This window comes from Actinoplanes subglobosus (assembly GCF_042650585.1).
Lineage (GTDB): Bacteria > Actinomycetota > Actinomycetes > Mycobacteriales > Micromonosporaceae > Actinoplanes > Actinoplanes subglobosus.
On record NZ_JBHSBL010000006.1, the window covers coordinates 407278 to 424623 of the forward strand.

General features: G+C 71.3%; 14 protein-coding genes. 9 read left to right on the forward strand and 5 right to left on the reverse strand.

Annotation, left to right across the window (positions count from 1 at the left end; translation table 11 throughout):
• Positions 1-73: 73 nt before the first annotated feature.
• Positions 74-2467 carry a RelA/SpoT family protein gene (locus tag ACFO0C_RS08075; protein WP_378065916.1) on the forward strand — a complete coding sequence of 798 codons (2394 nt, stop codon included), beginning with the start codon at positions 74-76 and terminating at the stop codon, positions 2465-2467.
• A 148-nt stretch (positions 2468-2615) separates the two neighbouring features.
• On the opposite strand, the gene ACFO0C_RS08080 is transcribed toward ACFO0C_RS08075, so the two are convergent.
• Together ACFO0C_RS08080 and ACFO0C_RS08085 are read right to left on the reverse strand one after the other, a co-directional pair.
• Positions 2616-3500, reverse strand: a complete 885-nt coding sequence (locus tag ACFO0C_RS08080; protein ID WP_378066082.1) for a peptidylprolyl isomerase — start codon at positions 3498-3500, stop codon at positions 2616-2618.
• A 32-nt stretch (positions 3501-3532) separates the two neighbouring features.
• A complete protein-coding gene (locus ACFO0C_RS08085) occupies positions 3533-4414 on the reverse strand; it encodes a peptidylprolyl isomerase (RefSeq protein WP_378065917.1) in 882 nt (293 codons plus the stop codon).
• A gap of 189 nt (positions 4415-4603) precedes the next feature.
• On the opposite strand from ACFO0C_RS08085, the gene ACFO0C_RS08090 reads away from it, so the two are divergent.
• From ACFO0C_RS08090 to ACFO0C_RS08125, 8 genes are all read left to right on the forward strand, one after another.
• Complete coding sequence (locus ACFO0C_RS08090; RefSeq protein ID WP_378065918.1) at positions 4604-5302, forward strand: MBL fold metallo-hydrolase; 699 nt, start codon at positions 4604-4606, stop codon at positions 5300-5302.
• 24 nt (positions 5303-5326) lie between these two features.
• Positions 5327-6637 (forward strand): histidine--tRNA ligase, encoded by a 1311-nt coding sequence (hisS, locus tag ACFO0C_RS08095; RefSeq protein ID WP_378065919.1) that lies wholly within the window; start codon positions 5327-5329, stop codon positions 6635-6637.
• Between the two features lie 37 nt (positions 6638-6674).
• Positions 6675-7604, forward strand: coding sequence for an acyl-ACP desaturase (locus tag ACFO0C_RS08100; RefSeq protein WP_378065920.1), 930 nt, complete (start codon positions 6675-6677; stop codon positions 7602-7604).
• Positions 7605-7658: 54 nt separating this feature from the next.
• Entirely contained in the window at positions 7659-8462 is an 804-nt protein-coding gene (locus ACFO0C_RS08105) for a cyanophycinase (RefSeq protein ID WP_378065921.1), read from the forward strand.
• On the forward strand, positions 8459-11188 hold the full coding sequence (gene cphA, locus ACFO0C_RS08110; protein WP_378065922.1) for a cyanophycin synthetase: 2730 nt from the start codon (positions 8459-8461) through the stop codon (positions 11186-11188). Before ACFO0C_RS08105 ends, cphA begins: the two co-directional genes overlap by 4 nt.
• Positions 11189-11550: 362 nt before the next feature.
• Positions 11551-13527 carry a serine/threonine-protein kinase gene (locus ACFO0C_RS08115; protein WP_378065923.1) on the forward strand — a complete coding sequence of 659 codons (1977 nt, stop codon included), beginning with the start codon at positions 11551-11553 and terminating at the stop codon, positions 13525-13527.
• A 270-nt stretch (positions 13528-13797) separates the two neighbouring features.
• Positions 13798-14052 carry a hypothetical protein gene (locus ACFO0C_RS08120; RefSeq protein WP_378065924.1) on the forward strand — a complete coding sequence of 85 codons (255 nt, stop codon included), beginning with the start codon at positions 13798-13800 and terminating at the stop codon, positions 14050-14052.
• Between the two features lie 210 nt (positions 14053-14262).
• A complete protein-coding gene (locus ACFO0C_RS08125; protein ID WP_378065925.1) occupies positions 14263-15165 on the forward strand; it encodes a sigma-70 family RNA polymerase sigma factor in 903 nt (300 codons plus the stop codon).
• A 46-nt stretch (positions 15166-15211) separates the two neighbouring features.
• On the opposite strand, the gene ACFO0C_RS08130 is transcribed toward ACFO0C_RS08125, so the two are convergent.
• The 3 genes from ACFO0C_RS08130 to ACFO0C_RS08140 are packed head-to-tail and all read right to left on the reverse strand — an operon-like array spanning position 15212 to position 17345.
• Complete coding sequence (locus tag ACFO0C_RS08130) at positions 15212-15961, reverse strand: urease accessory protein UreD (protein ID WP_378065926.1); 750 nt, start codon at positions 15959-15961, stop codon at positions 15212-15214.
• A gap of 1 nt (position 15962) precedes the next feature.
• Positions 15963-16661 (reverse strand): urease accessory protein UreG, encoded by a 699-nt coding sequence (ureG, locus tag ACFO0C_RS08135; RefSeq protein WP_378065927.1) that lies wholly within the window; start codon positions 16659-16661, stop codon positions 15963-15965.
• Positions 16662-16700: 39 nt separating this feature from the next.
• On the reverse strand, positions 16701-17345 hold the full coding sequence (locus ACFO0C_RS08140; RefSeq protein ID WP_378065928.1) for an urease accessory protein UreF: 645 nt from the start codon (positions 17343-17345) through the stop codon (positions 16701-16703).
• Position 17346 lies beyond the last annotated feature (1 nt).

The following is a 17346-nucleotide window of genomic DNA, read 5'->3' on the forward strand; positions in this document are numbered from 1 at the left end:
TCGGTGAGGCGGTGCGGGTAGGATGGGCGTTCCGAACAGACCAGATGATCCCGGCGAAAGTGTGAGGAGGCCGGTGTCCAGCGACGTCGCCCCTCCGGCGGAGGGCACGGTGCAACCGACCCAGAGTCCGGGCGAGAGCCCGGCTGGCGATCCCGATCCCACCCAGTCACCAGCGCCCGCGGACGATTCCGGCAGTGGTTTCGGCCTGGCGAGCGCACCCACCGGCCGGCGGGTCCGCGCCCGTCTCGCCCGGTTCAACGCGCCGTGGCAGAGCACGCAGGTCAGTGAGGTCCTGGAGCCGCTGATCGCGACCCACCGGGCCAGTCATCCCAAGGCTGACGCACGGGCGCTGCAGAAGGCGTTCGACGTCGCTGCCCGGTGGCACTCCGGGCAGTATCGGAAGTCCGGCGACCCGTACATCACGCATCCGCTCGCGGTCGCCACGATCCTGGCCAACCTCGGGATGGACACCACGACGCTGGTCGCGGCGCTGCTGCACGACACGATCGAGGACACCGACTACTCGCTCGAGAGCATGCGCAACGACTTCGGCGCCGAGGTGGCGCTGCTGGTCGACGGTGTGACGAAACTCGATCGGGTCAAGCTCGGTGACGCGGCCAAGGCCGAGACGATCCGCAAGATGGTCGTGGCGATGGCCAAGGACCCGCGCGTCCTGGTGATCAAGCTGGCCGACCGGCTGCACAACATGCGCACCCTGACCTTCCTGCCCCGCGCCAAGCAGGAGCAGAAGGCCAAGGAGACGCTGGAGATCCTGGCCCCGCTGGCCCACCGCCTCGGTATGAACACGATCAAGTGGGAGTTGGAGGACCTGGCCTTCGGCACGCTCTTCCCCAAGCGGTTCGAGGAGATCAACCGCCTGATCGGGGAGCACCAGCCGCAGCGCGAGGCGTTGTTGCGCCAGGTGACCAACCGGGTCAGCCTCGACCTCAAGTCGGCGAAGATCAAGGCCGAGACGACCGGCCGGCCCAAGCACCTCTACTCGATCTATCAGAAGATGATCGTGCGGGGCCGTGACTTCAACGACATCTACGACCTGGTCGGCGTCCGCATCCTGGTCGACACGGTCCGCGACTGCTATGCCGCGCTGGGCGTCATCCACGCGAACTGGCAGCCGGTGCCGGGCCGGTTCAAGGACTACATCGCGATGCCGAAATTCAACATGTACCAGTCGTTGCACACGACGGTCATCGGCCCGACCGGTAAGCCGGTCGAGATGCAGATCCGGACCTTCGCGATGCACCGCACGGCCGAGTTCGGCATCGCCGCCCACTGGAAGTACAAGGAGCAGAAGGGCGCGACGATCGTCGGCCCGCCGGCGCACATCGACGAGATGACCTGGCTGCGGCAACTGCTCGACTGGCAGCGGGAGGCGAGCGACCCGTCGGAGTTCCTCGACGCGTTGCGGTTCGACCTCTCCAGCCAGGAGGTCTACGTCTTCACGCCCAAGGGCGACGTGATCCCGCTGCCGACCGGTTCGACGCCGGTCGACTTCGCCTACGCCGTGCACACCGAGGTCGGGCACAAGTGCATCGGCGCCCGGGTCAACGGCAAGCTGGTGCCGCTGGAGTCACCGCTGTCCAACGGCGACGTGATCGAGATCTTCACCTCCAAGTCGGCGACGGCCGGTCCCACGCAGGACTGGCTCGGCTTCGTGAAGAGTCCGCGCGCCCGGACGAAGATCAGGCAGTTCTTCAACAAGGAGCGGCGCGAGGAGGCGATCGAGGACGGCAAGGAGGCGATCGTCAAGGCCATGCGCAAGCAGGGCCTGCCTCTTCAGCGCATGCTGACCAGCGAAAACCTCATGACGATCGCCCGCGACCTGCACCTGCCGGACGTCGCGTCGCTCTATGCCGCGGTCGGGGAGAACGCCGTCTCCGCCCAGTCGGTGGTGCAGAAACTGGTCGCCGGTTTCGGCGGCGAGGAGGGCGCGGTCGAGGACATCGCCGAGACGGCAGTCGCGACCCGCCCGCCGCGTAACCGTAGCCAGGCCCAGGATCCGGGTGTGGTGGTGAAGGGCGTCTCCGACGTCTGGGTCAAACTGGCCCGCTGCTGCACCCCGGTCCCCGGTGACGCGGTCTTCGGGTTCGTCACCCGGTCCGGCGGTGTGAGCGTGCACCGTGACGACTGCGCCAACGCGCAGGACCTGCGTGACCAGTCCGAGCGGATGGTCGAGGTCAGCTGGAAACCGACGTCGGCGTCCACGTTCCTGGTGGCGATCCAGGTCGAGGCGCTCGACCGGCACAAGCTGCTGGCCGACGTCACCCGGGTCCTCTCCGAGGAGCGGGTCAACATCCTGTCCGCGACGGTCACCACGACCCGGGACAGGGTGGCGGTGAGCCGGTTCACGTTCGAGATGGCCGACCCGAAACACCTGGGCCACCTGGTCGCGGCGGTCCGCAAGGTGGACGGCGTCTTCGACGCCTACCGGGTCACTTCCGGCGCCTGACGAAACGAGAAAGCGGGCGAGCCCTTCCGGAGGGCTCGCCCGCTTTTCCGTGCCGCGAAGTGCATCGAGGTGCCGCGAAGTGCTTCTCAGCAACCGGGCCGGCGCCGAGGTGTGATCCTCGATGCCGGCCCGGGATGTTCTGCGGGGATCAGGCCGCGGTGAGCGTCATCGTCTTGATGACGACCTCGGTCTTCGGCCGTCCGCCACCGGGCGACGGCTCGAAGGCGCCGTCGTCGCCGGCCTTGACCACGTTACGGACGATGTCCAGGCCCTTGTTGATCGTGCCCAGCAGCGTGTAGTTGGCCGGGAGCACGGTGTCCTCGGAGCAGATGAAGAACTGGCTGCCGGTGCTGCCGGCCGCGCCGGTGTTGGCCATCGCGATCGAGCCTGCCGGGTACGGCTTCTCGGCGTTGGTCGGCAGGTTCTCCTCGACCATGGTGTAGCTCGGGCCGCCGGTGCCGTCGGTGTCGCGGTAGCCCTCGCCGGTGGCGAACGGGTCGCCGCACTGGAGGACCTTGAAGCCGTCCTTGTTGACCAGCCGGTGGCACTTGGTGTTGTCGAGGAACTTCTTCTCGGCCAGGTGCTTGAAGCTGGCGCCGGTGCACGGTGCCTTGCTCAGGTCGATGTCGGCCGAGATGGCGCCGAGGTTCGTCTCGAACGTCAGGGTGGACTTGCCGGTGTTCGGCACGTTGAACGGCGGGGTGCCGACGTCCTTGACCTTGCCGCCGCCGGACTCGTCCGCCGGGGTCCAGACGCAGTTGACCGTGCCGGGGCCGGCCGGGGGCAGGCTGGCCGCCGGGTCGGCGCCCGTGCTTGCCGAGGCGTCCGGGACGGCCGCCGCCTCGGTGGTCTTGTCGTCCTTCATCGCCTGGACGATGAAGAACGCCGCACCGGCGATGACCACGACCGCGAGGGCCGATCCGATGATCGCCTGCCGTTGCCGGCGCTTGCGGGCGGCCGCGGAGCGCTCGGCCATCTCCTTCTCGAGCCGGGCACGCGCTGCCGCACGCTGCCGGTCCTTGATCGACGACACGGTGTCCTCCATGCTGCTGTCTCTGCCTTCACTCACGACTGGGCGCCTGTCGAGGGGGCAGCGCTGGCAGCGGCGGAAGGAGCCGTGCCGGTGGCTGCCGTGCCGACGGTCAGGGTCTGGATGGTGATCTTGTCCTTGGGCTTGACCTTGTCGCCGGCGCTGTTCTCGACCGTCGGGATCTTGGCGATGGTGGCCAGCGTGTCCAGGCCACTGCTGACCTTGCCGAGGATCGAGTACTGCGGATCGGCGGTGGCGAAGTCCTTGTGGAAGATCAGGAACTGGCTGCCGTTGACGCCCTTGGGGTTGCCGAGCACGGCGACGGTGCCCTTGGGGTAGAGCACGGTGGCGGCGGCGGCCGAGGCGCTGGGTGCGGGCTCGGGGGCGGCCGGCGGGTTCTCGTCGTAGTAGGTGTAGGTGGGACCGCCCTGCCCGGTGCCGCTCGGGTCACCGCAGCGCAGCGCGCCCTCGGTGGTGAGCTCGTGGCACTCGGTGTTGTCGAAGAACTGCTTGCCCGCCAGGTACGAGAAGCTGGCGGCGGCACACGGCGAGCTGGCCACATCGATGTCCACGACGATCGGGGCACCCTTGTCGGTGGTGATCGTCATGGCCTCGGTGCCGGACTCGGGAAGGTCTTTCGTGGGCGGTGTGCCGACCTCCTTGAGGTCGGCGTTGCTCTCCACCCCCAGCGGCGTCCACAGGCACTGATCGAGGGCGCTGGTGTCGGTGGCCGCCTCGTCGTCGTCGAAGGCGCCGCCGATCCAGGCGCCCCCGGCGGCGATGAGCAGGACGGCGAGGGTGGTGCCGACGGCCGCCGAGACCCGGCGGCGGCGGCGCTCACGCTCGGCCCGGCGGGCCTGCTGCCGGTCGAATTTGGCCCGCGCGAGCTTGCGCTGCCGGTCCTTGCTGGAAGCCACCGAACGCTGTCCTTCCCTGCCTGGGATCACAGGAACGCCTGCCCGGAATCACAGGAGCACCTCTGTATGTCAAGGGGTGCGGCACGCCACACGCCCGCAAGAGTGTACGGGTACCTCCTGAGAAAGTGGCGTGCGCCCGCCCGGCTACTCTCGTTACGATTCGCACCCGATTCCCGAGAGGTTGCCACCGTGCTCGTCACCGGCTTTCCGGCCCAGGCCTTCGGCACCAACTGTTACGTGGTGGCCGCCGGTCCGGGAGAGCAGTGCCTGGTGGTCGACCCGGGCATCGGGGTTCTCGGCCAGCTCGAGGAGACCCTGGCCGAGCACCGCCTCTCACCTGCGGCGGTGCTGCTCACGCACGGGCACCTGGATCACACCTTCTCCGTCGCGCCGGTCTGCGGCGCGCGCGGCATCACGGCCTACGTGCACCCCGGCGACCGGGAGATGCTCGCCGATCCGGCCAAGGGCCTGAGCACGGACCTCACCGCGATGTTCGGCGGCCGGCTGCCCTACACCGAGCCGGAGGACGTGGCGGAGCTGACCGACGGCGCGGTCCTCACCATCGCGGGCATCGAGGTGACGGTCGACCACGCACCGGGCCATACCGGCGGGTCGGTGCTGTTCCGCCTGCCGGGTGCGGGCTCCTCGTGGGACGCCGAGGAGCTCTGTCTCTCCGGGGACGTGCTCTTCGCGGGCTCGATCGGGCGCACCGACCTGCCGGGTGGCAGCACCCCGACGATGATGACCAGCCTGCGGGACAAGATCCTGCCGCTGGCCGACGACACCGTCGTGCTGCCCGGCCACGGACCGGCCACCACCATCGGCCGTGAGCGCGCGTCGAACCCGTATCTGCGGGATCTGATCGCCGCGCCCGGTCGCTTCCTGTAGACGTTTCCGCTAGGAGAGACCCCAGTGCCCATTTCCGGCTTCCCCGAATGGCTGCCGCCCCAGCGCATCATCGAGCAGCAGGTGCTCGACCGGATCAGATCCACATTCGAGCTGTACGGTTACGCCTCCCTCGAGACGCGTGCGGTCGAGCCGCTGGAGACCCTGCTGTCCAAGGGCGAGACCTCGAAGGAGGTCTACCTGCTGCACCGCCTCCAGGAGGAGGAGGGCGTGAAGCGTGAGGACCAGCTGGGCCTCCACTTCGACCTGACGGTGCCGTTCGCCCGGTTCGTCACGGAGAACCACGGCAGGCTGCAGTTCCCGTTCAAGCGTTACCAGATCCAGAAGGTGTGGCGGGGGGAGCGGCCGCAGGAGGGCCGGTACCGGGAGTTCCTGCAGGCCGACATCGACGTGGTGAACCGGGACACTCTGCCGTTCCACTTCGACACCGAGATGCCGCTGGTGATCGGCGACGTCTTCAAGTCCCTGCCCATCCCGGCCGCGACGATCCTGGTCAACAACCGCAAGGTCTGCGAGGGCTTCTACCGGGGCCTCGGCCTCGCCGACACGGCGCAGGTGCTGCGTACGGTCGACAAGCTCGACAAGATCGGCCCGGAGAAGGTGGCGGCCGCCCTGGTGGAGACGGCCGGCGCGACCGACGCCCAGGCCGCCGCGTGCCTGGCGCTGGCCGCGATCTCGGCGACCGACGGCTCGTTCGTGGACCGGGTGCGTGCGCTCGGGGTCACCGACCCGATGCTCGACGAGGGTCTGGCCGAGTTGCTCCAGGTCGTCGAGGCGGCCAACGAGCACGCGCCGGGCCTGGTCCGCGCCGAGCTGAAGATCGCCCGTGGGCTGGACTACTACACCGGCACGGTCTACGAGACGATGCTGGAGGGCTACGAGCGGTTCGGTTCGGTGACGTCCGGTGGGCGCTACGACACCCTGGCCTCGGTGGGCAACACCCGCTTCCCGGGGGTGGGCATCTCGATCGGGGTGTCGCGCCTGCTCGGCCTGCTCTTCGGGCAGGACGCGCTGGCCGTCTCCCGGTCGGTGCCGACGTGTGTGGTGATCGCCCTGGCCAGCGACGAGAAGCGGGCCGAGTGCGACCGGATCGCGTCGGCCCTGCGTCGCCGGGGCATCGCGACCGAGGTGGCGCCGACGGCGGCGAAATTCGGCAAGCAGATCCAGTACGCCGACCGTCGTGGCATCCCCTTCGTCTGGTTCCCGGGGGAGCCGGACACGGTGAAGGACATCCGTTCCGGTGAGCAGGTGGAGGCGGACGCCGTGACGTGGCAACCGCCCGCTGCCGACCTGTACCCGAACGTGTCTGCGCGCTGACACTGTGTGATTCTGGTCCGGCGGTTACCGTGAGCGGATGCCGCTGGACCAGATTGCGCTGCTGACCGAGCTGGAGCCGGTTGTCGCGACCAACCTCGACCGGCACCTGGCGCTCGCCAAGGAGTGGTTCCCGCACGAGTACGTGCCGTGGAGCGACGGCCGGACCTTCGACGGGCTGCTCGGTGGTGAGGCGTGGCGGCCGGACGACTCGAAACTGCCGGACGTGGCGCGGACCGCGCTGATCGTCAACCTCCTCACCGAGGACAACCTGCCCTCGTACCACCACGAGATCGCCACGCTCTTCGGGCGGGACGGCGCGTGGGGTACCTGGGTGCACCGGTGGACCGCGGAGGAGGGCCGGCACGGCATCGCGATCCGTGACTATCTGACGGTCACCCGCGGTGTGGACCCGGTCGAGCTGGAGCGGGCCCGGATGGACCACATGCAGTCCGGCTACGTGAACGTCAACGGCCACGAGGTGCTGCACTCGATCGCCTATGTGGCGTTCCAGGAGCTGGCGACCCGGATCTCGCACCGCAACACCGGCAAGGCGACCGGTGACCCGATCGCCGAGCAGCTGCTGGCCCGGGTCGCGGCGGACGAGAACCTGCACATGGTCTTCTATCGCAATCTGCTGTCGGCGGCCTTCGAACTGGCGCCGGACCAGGCGATGCGGGCGGTGGCCGATGTGACGGAGAACTTCCAGATGCCGGGGGCGAACATCGCCGGCTTCGGGCGCAAGGCGGTGCTGATCGCGCTGGCCGGCATCTACGACCTGCGCCAGCACCGGGACGAGGTGCTCCAGCCGGTCCTGCGCCAGTGGAACGTCTGGGACCGTACCGATCTGCGGGGTGACGGCGAGCGGGCCCGGGAGGAGCTCGCCGCGCGGATGGCCGAGATGGAGACGCAGGCCTCGCGGTTCGAGGAGAAGCGTGCGGCCCGGCGGAGGCGGCACGGCGAAAGCTGAGCCCTATTCGGATTGACCGGATGTTTCGGTTTTGTTCCGATTAACCTCAGCAGTGTGGAGGGGAACAGCCGGCTGTTGATCATGGGCGGGGCTGCCGGTCCCGCCCTGCTGGGCCGGTTCGTCGAGCTGGCCGGGGCGGGCGACGCCCGGATCGTGGTCATCGCGACGGCCAGTGAGGACCCCGCGGCGACCGAGAGGTCGTACGTCGAGAGATTCGAGAGTCTCGGCGCCGGGACGGTCCGCGGCCTGCGCCTGGCCCACCGCGCCGACGCCAACACCCCGGAGGCCGGCGCCGTCCTGCGCGGCGCCACCGGTGTCTTCTTCACCGGCGGCGACCAGGAACGCATCATCACCGCCCTGGGCGGCACCGCCGTCGACACCCTCCTGCACGCGCTGGTCGGCGAGGGACGGGTGGTGCTGGCCGGCACCAGCGCGGGCGCGGCGATGATGTCCGCCACCATGATCACCGGAGGGGACCGCCCCGGGGTGACCGCCGACAGCGTGCGGACCGGCCCCGGGCTGGAGTTCCTGCCGTGCGTGCTGATCGACCAGCACTTCGCCGAGCGGGGCCGGCTCAACCGGCTGCTCAGCGCGGTCGCCCGCTACCCCCACGAACTGGGCGTGGGCATCGACGAGGACACCGCCATCCTGACCGGAGGCGACAGTTTCGAGGTCCTCGGCAGTGGGGCGGTGACGGTGGTCGACGCCGGCGCCGCGACCGACATCCGGGTCCCACCGTCCGGGCCGATCGTGCTCGCCGGGGCCAGGATCCACGTGCTGCCGGCCGGCTGCACCTTTCACCTCACGGGCCGCCGACCCGTCACCGGCCCGTCCCCAGAACGGGAACGAGCCGCATGAAGATCGAGAGCCTCCGCCGCCTGCGCGGTCCCAACGTCTATCTCTCCCGGCCCGCCGTGGTCGCCCGGCTGTGCCTGGGCGACCTGGCCGGCGTGGAGACCGCCGATGTCACCGGTTTCACCGAGCGCCTGCTCCGGGCCGTGCCCGGCCTGACCGAGCACCACTGTGCGGCCGGAACACCCGGGGGCTTCGTCAGCCGCCTGCGCGGCGGGACCTACTTCGGGCACGTCACCGAACACGTGGCCATCGAGCTCTCCCAGCTGATCGGCCGCGACGTCAGCTTCGGCCGGACCGTCGGCGCGGGTGGGACCGGCGAGTACGACGTGATCCTGGAGTGCCCGGTCGACGAGTCGCCAGAATCGCCGGTGCCCGGTGAGCTGTTCCGCGCCGCCATCGACCTGGTCCTCGAGGTGCACGGCGGTGCCGGCCCGTCCGCCGCCGTGCTGTCGCACCGGCTCGCCGGCCTCGCCGAGCTGGCCGAACGGGAGGCCACCGGTCCCAGCACCCGGTCGATCATCGCGGCCGCCCGGCGCCGTGGCATCCCGGTGGAACGGTTCGACGACCTCAGCCTGGTCCGGCTCGGCTGGGGCCACCGGCGCCGGCTCGCGTGGGCCGCGATGACCGACCGGACCAGCGCGGTCGGCGTGGACATCGCCGGGGACAAGCACGTCACCCGGCGGCTGCTCGACGAGGCCGGCGTACCGGTCGCCCCGGGTGGCGCCGCGGCCACCGTCGAGGACGCCCTGCGGCTGCTCGCCGAGCTGGAGGCGCCGGTCGTGGTGAAGCCCCGGCACGGCCGTCAGGGGCGCGACGTGGCCCTGCACCTGAGCACGCCGGACGAGGTGGCCGGGGCGTTCGCCGCGGTGGGTGGCGAGGCGGTGGTGGAACAGCAGCTCGACGGGCGTGACTACCGGGTGCTCGTGGTCTCCGGTGAGGTGGTGGCGGCCGCCGAGCGGGTCGCGGCGCACGTCACCGGTGACGGCGTCGCCACCGTCGCCGAGCTGGTCGAGCGGGTCAACGCCGATCCGCGGCGCGGGCCCGGGCACTCCCGGGTGCTGACCCGGATCGACCTGGACGACACCACCGACCGGGTGCTGCGCCGGGCCGGCCTGACCCGGGAGTCGGTCCCGGACGACGGCGTGCCGGTCCGGCTGCGCGACACCGCGAACCTGTCCACCGGCGGCACCAGCCGGGACGTCACCGACCAGGTGCATCCGGACGTGACCCGGCTGTGCCAGCGGATCGTCGCCCTGACCGGCCTGGACATCGCCGGCATCGACCTGCGGCTGCCGGACATCGGCGCGCCTCTCCAGCCCGGTGGCGAGCCGGTCACCGCCGGCGTGATCGAGGTCAACGCGGTGCCGGGGCTGCGCATGCACCTGGCTCCGGCGCACGGCCGGCCCCGGGACGTGGGCGACGCGATCGTCCGGGCGATGTTCCCCGGCGGCTCGGACGGGCGGATCCCGGCGGTCGCGGTCACCGGCACCAACGGCAAGACCACCGTCACCCGGCTGATCGCCCACCTGCTCACCGGCAGCGGCATGCGGGCCGGCGTGACCAGCAGCGACGGGGTGGTCATCGACGGGCGTACGGTCCAGGTGGCCGACGCGACCGGGCCGCGGTCGGCGCAGATGGTGCTGGGTGACCCGCACGTCGAGGTGGCGGTGCTGGAGACGGCCCGGGGCGGGCTGCTGCGGCGCGGGCTCGGCTACGACTGGTCGGACGTCGGGGTGGTCACCAACATCACCGCCGACCACCTGGGCCAGGACGGGCTGGACTCGATCGAGGACCTGGCGCACGTCAAGGCGGTGGTGGCCGAGCGGGTCCGGGACGGCGGGACGCTCGTGCTCAACGCCGACGACCCGTGGGTGCGCAGCCTGGCCGACCGGCCCCGGGTGCGGGCCGACCGCAAGCGGCTGGTGTGGTTCTCGCTGGACCCCGAGAACCCGGTGCTGACCGAGCACCTGTCCCGGGGCGGGGCGGCCTACGTGCTGCACGACGGCTGGCTGGTCCAGGCGACCGGGGCGCGGCGGATGCCTCTGCTGCGGCTGGCCGAGGTGCCGGGGGCGTACGGGGGAGCGGCCCTGCACGTGGCGGCCAACACCCTGGCCGCGATCGCCGCCGCCCGCGCGCTCGGTGCCCGCCCGGAGAACCTGGCCGACCGGCTGTCCGAGTTCGACCCGGGTGTGGCGAACCCGGGCCGGGGCACGCTGTTCCGTCTCGGCGACGTCGCGGTGTTCGTCGACTATGCGCACAACCCGGCCGCGCTGGCCGCCACCCTGCGCACGCTGCACCGCCTGTGGGGTCCCGAGCGTTGCGTGGCGGCGGTGACCCTGCCCGGTGACCGCCGGGACGATCTGCTCGCCGCGTCGGCGCAGGTGCTGGCCGACGGGCTGACCCGGGTGGTGCTCTACGAGGACACCGATCCGCGGGGCCGCGCGCCCGGCGAGGTGTCCGGCCTGGTCGAGCGCGAGATGCGGGCCCGCCGTCCGCAGCTGACCGCGGTACGGGCGGACGGCTACCGCGATGCCGTGACCGAGGCGCTGCGGCTGGCCGTACCCGGTGAGGTGGTTCTGGTGATCTATGAGAAGTGGGCGCCGATCCGGGCCTGGCTGACCGAGCTGGGCGCGGTGCCGGCCGGGGGTACACCGGTGCGGGCCGGAGTGGCGGCGCTGCCGTCCCGCCATGCGGCCCATCGGCCCACTCCGGCGCCGGTTCGCGGTTGACAGATCATGGACAGAATTGATCTCCCTGCGTAGCTGTCCGTTGACCTTGGGTGAGTGGCTCTGTCCGATGCTCACTCGATTGGTTGAGAATGAAAGTTCTGACGAACCGGGCATTCTGTACCTCGTCGGTCACGCAGCGCTCCCGGTATCACTCTTACGAGGGGATCAACCAGGCCGACGCTCGGTAATGACCCGCAGGTAGATCGCATGGTGGCCGCTCGTACTGACGGCCGATAGGTACTAACATCCACGCCGTCGATGGGGGATGCTCGGAGTCCGATGGTCGGGCCCGACTCGCCCGGCGTCGGACGGCATGGCGGTGCGGTCCGGCGTTTTCCTCAGTAGCGCGCATGTGGGGGCACATGAGCACGGCGGACCTGCCCGGTTCGGGATTGCTCGCCGGTCGGTACCGACTGGTCGAGCGCCTCGGCGCCGGCGGGATGTCAGTGGTTTGGCGTGGGTTCGACGAGGTGCTCGGGCGGCAGGTCGCGGTCAAGGTCCTGCCACCCTCGACGAGCGCCGATCCGTCGTTCCGGCGCAGGCTGCGTGCGGAGGCCCAGGCCGCGGCGCGGCTCACCCACCCGAACATCACGAATGTCTACGACTACGGCGAGGCCACCACGGTCGACGGTGAGCCGGTCCCCTACGTCGTGATGGAGCTGGTCGACGGCGAGTCCCTGGCGGCCGTCCTGGCCCGGGTGCGGACCCTGCCGTGGCCCACCGCGGCGCGGATCAGCGCCGAGGTCGCCGCGGCGCTGGCGTCGGCGCACTCCCGGGGCATCGTGCACCGCGACGTGACCCCGGCCAACGTGATGCTCACCCCGTCCGGCGCCAAGGTCGTCGACTTCGGGATCTCGGCCCTCATCGGGGAGAACGACACCGACCCCGACGGCAGCCTGATGGGCACACCGGCCTACCTGGCCCCCGAGCGGCTGGAGGGCGGCCAGGTCAGCCCGGCCACCGACGTCTACGCGGTCGGTCTGCTGATCTACCGGATGCTGATCGGCCAGCTCCCGTGGGACGTCGGCACCACCACCGCCCTGCTGCGTGCCCATCAGTACGTGGAGCCCGAGCCGCTGCCCCCGGTGGACGGCCTGCCCCAGGTGGTCGACGCGCTGATCGCCCGCTGCCTGGAGAAGCACCCCGGCGACCGGCCGTCCAGCGCCGAGCTGGCCGGTGCGCTGGCCACGATCGCGGCCGGCGCACCGCCGGTCACCTCGGGCTTCGACGCCGACTGGGAGGACGGCGAGGACACCTTCATCCTCCCGTCCGGGTATCCGTACTCCGGCTTCGGCCCGGCGGCCGCCGCGGCGAGTGTGGCGGCCGGTGAGCGGCCCACGGTGGGCGCGGAGCCGCCGACCGGCCCGGAGCCGGTGTACCCGGTGTCCAGCCCCGAGCCGTATGCCGCGCCGGTCTCCCCGCCGTCACCGCCGCTGCGGCACGGTTCGGGTGGCCCGTCGTCGGCGCCGCCGGACGGCCGCCCGCCGCGGCGCGGCACGGTGCGGGCCCGCCGTATCGTCGTGGTCGCCGGCACGGTCGCCCTGCTGAGTGCCCTCACCTACGGCTGGACGGAGCTCGGTCAGCCACGCACCACCTCGCAGGCCGGTGCCATCCCGGGCCCCGCGGTCGTCCCGGTCTCCGGCGAGTGCGTGGTCAGTTACGCGGTCTGGTCGGACACCGGCGGCAAGTTCAAGGCGCAGGTGACGCTGGCCAACCGCGCCGACGTCCCGGTGCCCGCGTGGAACCTGTGGTTCCTGATGAACGGGGACCAGACCCTCTCCGGCAACGGCAAGGTCGCCCTGGCACAGGAGGACCGCGAGATCCGGGTGACCTCGAAGGCCCCGATCAACCCGCAGCGCACCACCACCATGCAGATCACCGGGCGCTACACCGAGAGCAACCTGCCGCCGATGGTCTTCAAGCTCAACGGCAAGACCTGCGAGACGTACGTGTCGGCCGAACCCGGCCAGCCGTCCCTGCCGGTCGAGCACCTGGAGAACGGTGAGGTCCGCTTCGGTGACCCGGTCACGTCGCCGGGTATCTCGATCGGCCCCAGCGGCAGCGTGACCCTGGTGCCGACGCCGTCCACCACCGGCACCGTCAAGCCGAGCACCGGCCCGGGCACGAGCGCCTCGCCGTCGGCCAGTCCGACCGCGGCCCCGTCGTCGAGCCAGCCGTCGATCGCCCCGTCACCGCCACCGCCGCCGCCGTCGGACTCGCCGTCTCCGTCGCCGTCGGAGAACCCGGGTGTCGGCGAGTCGTCGCCGACACCGACCCCTCCGCCCACGGTGAACGACGACTGTGACGCGGATGTCGACGTGTGCCCGACCACGGGGTAGTAGGAACGGCGGTACATCCCGTCCGTTCGGCCCCGAAAAGCCAGCAGACCTCCGGCACGCGAAAACCAGAGGCCGGAGGTCCGGCGATCGCGTTACGGTGAACTCAGACCGACAGGCGCTTCTGCTCCGATCCGGACGTCCGGATTACGGCATTTTGGCACGGCGTGGCTGCCGGCCCGTTTGACACCCGAGCGGATGATGGGCGAGAGCCCGGGTCAGTGGTGTCAGCCGAGTTCAAGCAGGTCGTCGACATCGGGGAGTTCGACAGAAATGATCAGCACAGCAGTGAAGGATCTGGCCGCCGAGGCGTTGTTCGTCTCGTACCTCCAGCCGTCCCAGAGCCCCTCCCGGGTGGCCCTGGAGGAGGCGATCACCGCGATGATCCTCAGGTATGGCAGCGACGGCTGCGCCGCCGGTGTGGCGGAGGAGTTCGGCGATCACCCGGAGATCGCGGTCCGGCGGATGGCCTGGGTGCACGAGGAGCTGGCCGAGGTGGCGGCGCTGCGGACCCCGGTGCTCCGTTGACGTCCCCAGTTTTCTGAACCCGGCCGTGAACTACGGCCGGGTTCCGTGTTTAAACCCGGTTGGTCCGTGGTGGTCCTCCCTGGCCTGAGGTTTTTCATGAAAAAACTCCACAAAAGCAACCGAGTTCGGCCGCCGCTGCACCTTTAGGCGGCCACTGTTCTTCTCGTCAGCCGGTTTTCCCAGCCGGTTAGTACCAGCGAGGAGGACTACGTGACCACCACGACCGAACTCCCCGCCACCATCGGCACGATTCACGACGCGCCGTCCGCGCGCGACATCGAGGACCTGATCCGCGAGAACATGCCGATGGTTGGCCATCTGGTCCGGGAATTGCTCAACCGGGTACCCGGCCATGTCCACGCAGATGACCTTTCGTCAGCCGGTTTCGCGGCGCTGCTCGGCGCGGCCCGCTCGTTCGACGTGACCCGCGGCATCCCCTTCCATCGTTTCGCCGCGGTCCGGATCAGGGGAGCCCTTCTCGACGAACTGCGCGGACAGGACTGGGCCAGCCGATCGGTGCGGGCCCGGGCCCGGCGGGCCGCCGCCGCCCGGCAGGAGCTCACCGCCGCGCTCGGCCGGACACCCAGTGACGCCGAGGTGGCCGAGATACTCGGCATCGGCATCAACGAGCTGGCCAGTGTCGAGGACGACGTGCAGAAGGCCTCCCTGCTCAGCCTCCAGGGATTCCCCACCGGAGCCGCCGAGGAGATGGTGCCGGAGACTTCCGAAGGACCCGAGGACCTGCTGCTCAAGCGGGAACGCCTCGGCTACCTCCACCAGGCGATCCAGGCGCTGCCGGAACGCCTGCGGCAGGTGGTGCAGGAGTCCTTCCTGCAGGAACAGCCGCTCAGCGAGGTGGCGGCCCGGCTCGGCGTCACCGAGTCGCGGATCTCCCAGCTGCGCACCGAGGCCCTGCGGCTGCTGCGGGAGGGCCTGAACAGCTCGCTCGCGCCGGAACTGCTCACGGTCGCGGCCGGTGGCCCGCGGACCAGGAAGGGCTGCCTGCAACGGCGGCGTACCGAGTATTTCGCGAAGGTGGCGCAACAGGGCAGCCTGCACACCAGGCTGGCGCTGACCGACAGCCACGGCGTGCCGATCGCGGTCGCCGCCTGAGATCCGTCCGGAACCGGTGGGCGGCCGGATCACGGCCGTCCACCGTTCACACCATGACGGGCAGCGGGAACCTCGCCTCGCACCACGGGTCGAGCGCCGCCTTGACCCGCCGGATGTCCTCACCCACGGCGGTCGCCAGCACACCGGGCCCGGCCAGCCGCATCGCCGCGGCGTCCGGCCCCAGGACCGTCGCCTCCGGCAGATCCGGGCCGGCCACCACCACCGTGCCGACGGCACGGCCACCACCCAGCACCGCGGCGCCGTCCCAGCCCGGCGCGCCCGGCCCGACGGCCAGCTCATGACGGTATAGAGCGGCTCCGGCGTACCGGATGAGGGTGTCGGCTCTAACCGCTCCCGACGCCTCCCGATGCCGCCCGCAGACCAGATCGTCGCGCCACAGCAGCGTCCCGCCCTCGGCCACGTCCACCCGCGTCACCACGTCGTGGTCGCAGCCCGCCGCGGCGATCAGCGGTTCCGGCAGCCACCGCAGCGTCCCGCCGGCCGCCACCGACGCGGTCACGGTGAGCCGGGACGGCGGCGCCGGCCGGCCCGGCAGGGCCAGGGACGCCGCCACGCTGAGCATCTCCAGACGGGCACCCGGCCCCACCACGACGTCCAGGCGCAGCTCGTCGCCGCGCAGCGGACCGGCCGCGCCGCCGACCAGATGCACCGTCAGCCCGCCGCCGGCCGGCCGCCCGGTGCGGCGCAGCAGCAGCGGCGACTCGCCACGCAGCACGGCGAGCCGGGTCCCGCCGCGCCCGTCGCTCTCGGCGACGACCCTGGCTTCGGCCCGCACCTCAGACCCGGGCCGCGACCAGGCCGCGGATCCAGTCGGCGACCGGGGTGGCCTGCCTGTCCTCGGCCAGCGACAGGAACACCGTGGGCAGCTCGTGCCGCCGGGCCTTCGCGTCCCGGTCCATCACCGACAGATCCGCACCGACCATCGGGGCCAGGTCGGTCTTGTTGATCACGAGCAGGTCGGCGGTCGTCACACCGGGGCCACCCTTGCGGGGCACCTTGTCGCCACCGGACACGTCGACCACGAAGATCTGCTGGTCGATCAGCCCCTTGCTGAACGTGGCGGTCAGGTTGTCGCCGCCGCTCTCCACCAGCACCAGGTCCAGCGGGCCGAGCTTCTCCTCGAGATCCTCGACGGCGTCCAGATTGGCCGAGATGTCGTCGCGGATCGCGGTGTGCGGGCAGCAGCCGGTCTCCACGGCGCGGATCCGCTCGGCCGGCAGGACGCCGTTGCGCAGCAGGAAGTCGGCGTCCTCGGTGGTGTAGATGTCGTTGGTCACGACCGCGAGGCGGATCTCGTCGCCGAGCGCCCGGCACAGCGCCGCGACAAGTGCGGTCTTGCCGGAGCCGACCGGGCCGCCGATGCCGATGCGCAGCGCCCGGGGGCCGTCGCCGAGCGGCGTGTGCGGGTCGACGCCGGGGTCCGGGTGCGTGTGCGGGACCTCGTCGGGGCCGTGTTCGTGCAGTTCCGGATGCATGTGTCTCCTGCCCTTCAGGCTGCGGGTGGCCGGTCCTCCTCATGACGCGAAGAGGCGGACCTCCCAGGTGGCGTGGTGCTCGGCGCCGATGTCGAGCAGGGGGGCGCCCGCGGCCGGGAGTTCGTCGACCGGGTCGCCGGACCGGGCCGCCGCGGCCGCGGCGATGCGGTCACATTCGGGAGCGAGCCGCGCCAGCAGGGCGTGCACCGCGTACGGATCGAGGCCCAGCAGCCGGACCGCCGCACTCGCCGAGCCGGTGGTCGTGCCGTGCGCCGCGGCGACCGCCGCCTCGACCGGTGTCAGACCGGCGGCCGCCGCCAGAGCGCCCAGCGCGACCGGCTGATGGGGCTCCCGGCCGATCACCGGGACCGGCCACATGGCCCGGCCGGCCCGCAGCAGCGCCCGGCCCTGGCCCCGCGACGCCCGGCGCAGGGCCGGGGACGGGGTACGGGCGTCCAGGCCGGCGTCCAGTTCGGCGGCACGCCCGGTGTCGGCGCAGGCCGCGGCCGCGAACGCCGCCGAGACCAGGCCGCTGGTGGCCAGCTTGCCGCGCAGGAAACCGTCCAGGTCACCGACGTTGCGGACCCGCCCGGCGGCGATCTGCGGCTCCAGCCCCCCGGAGTGCGCGTGGCCTCCGGAGGGCAGCCGCCCGTCGGCGAGCAGGAGCAGGGTGGCGAGGCTCATT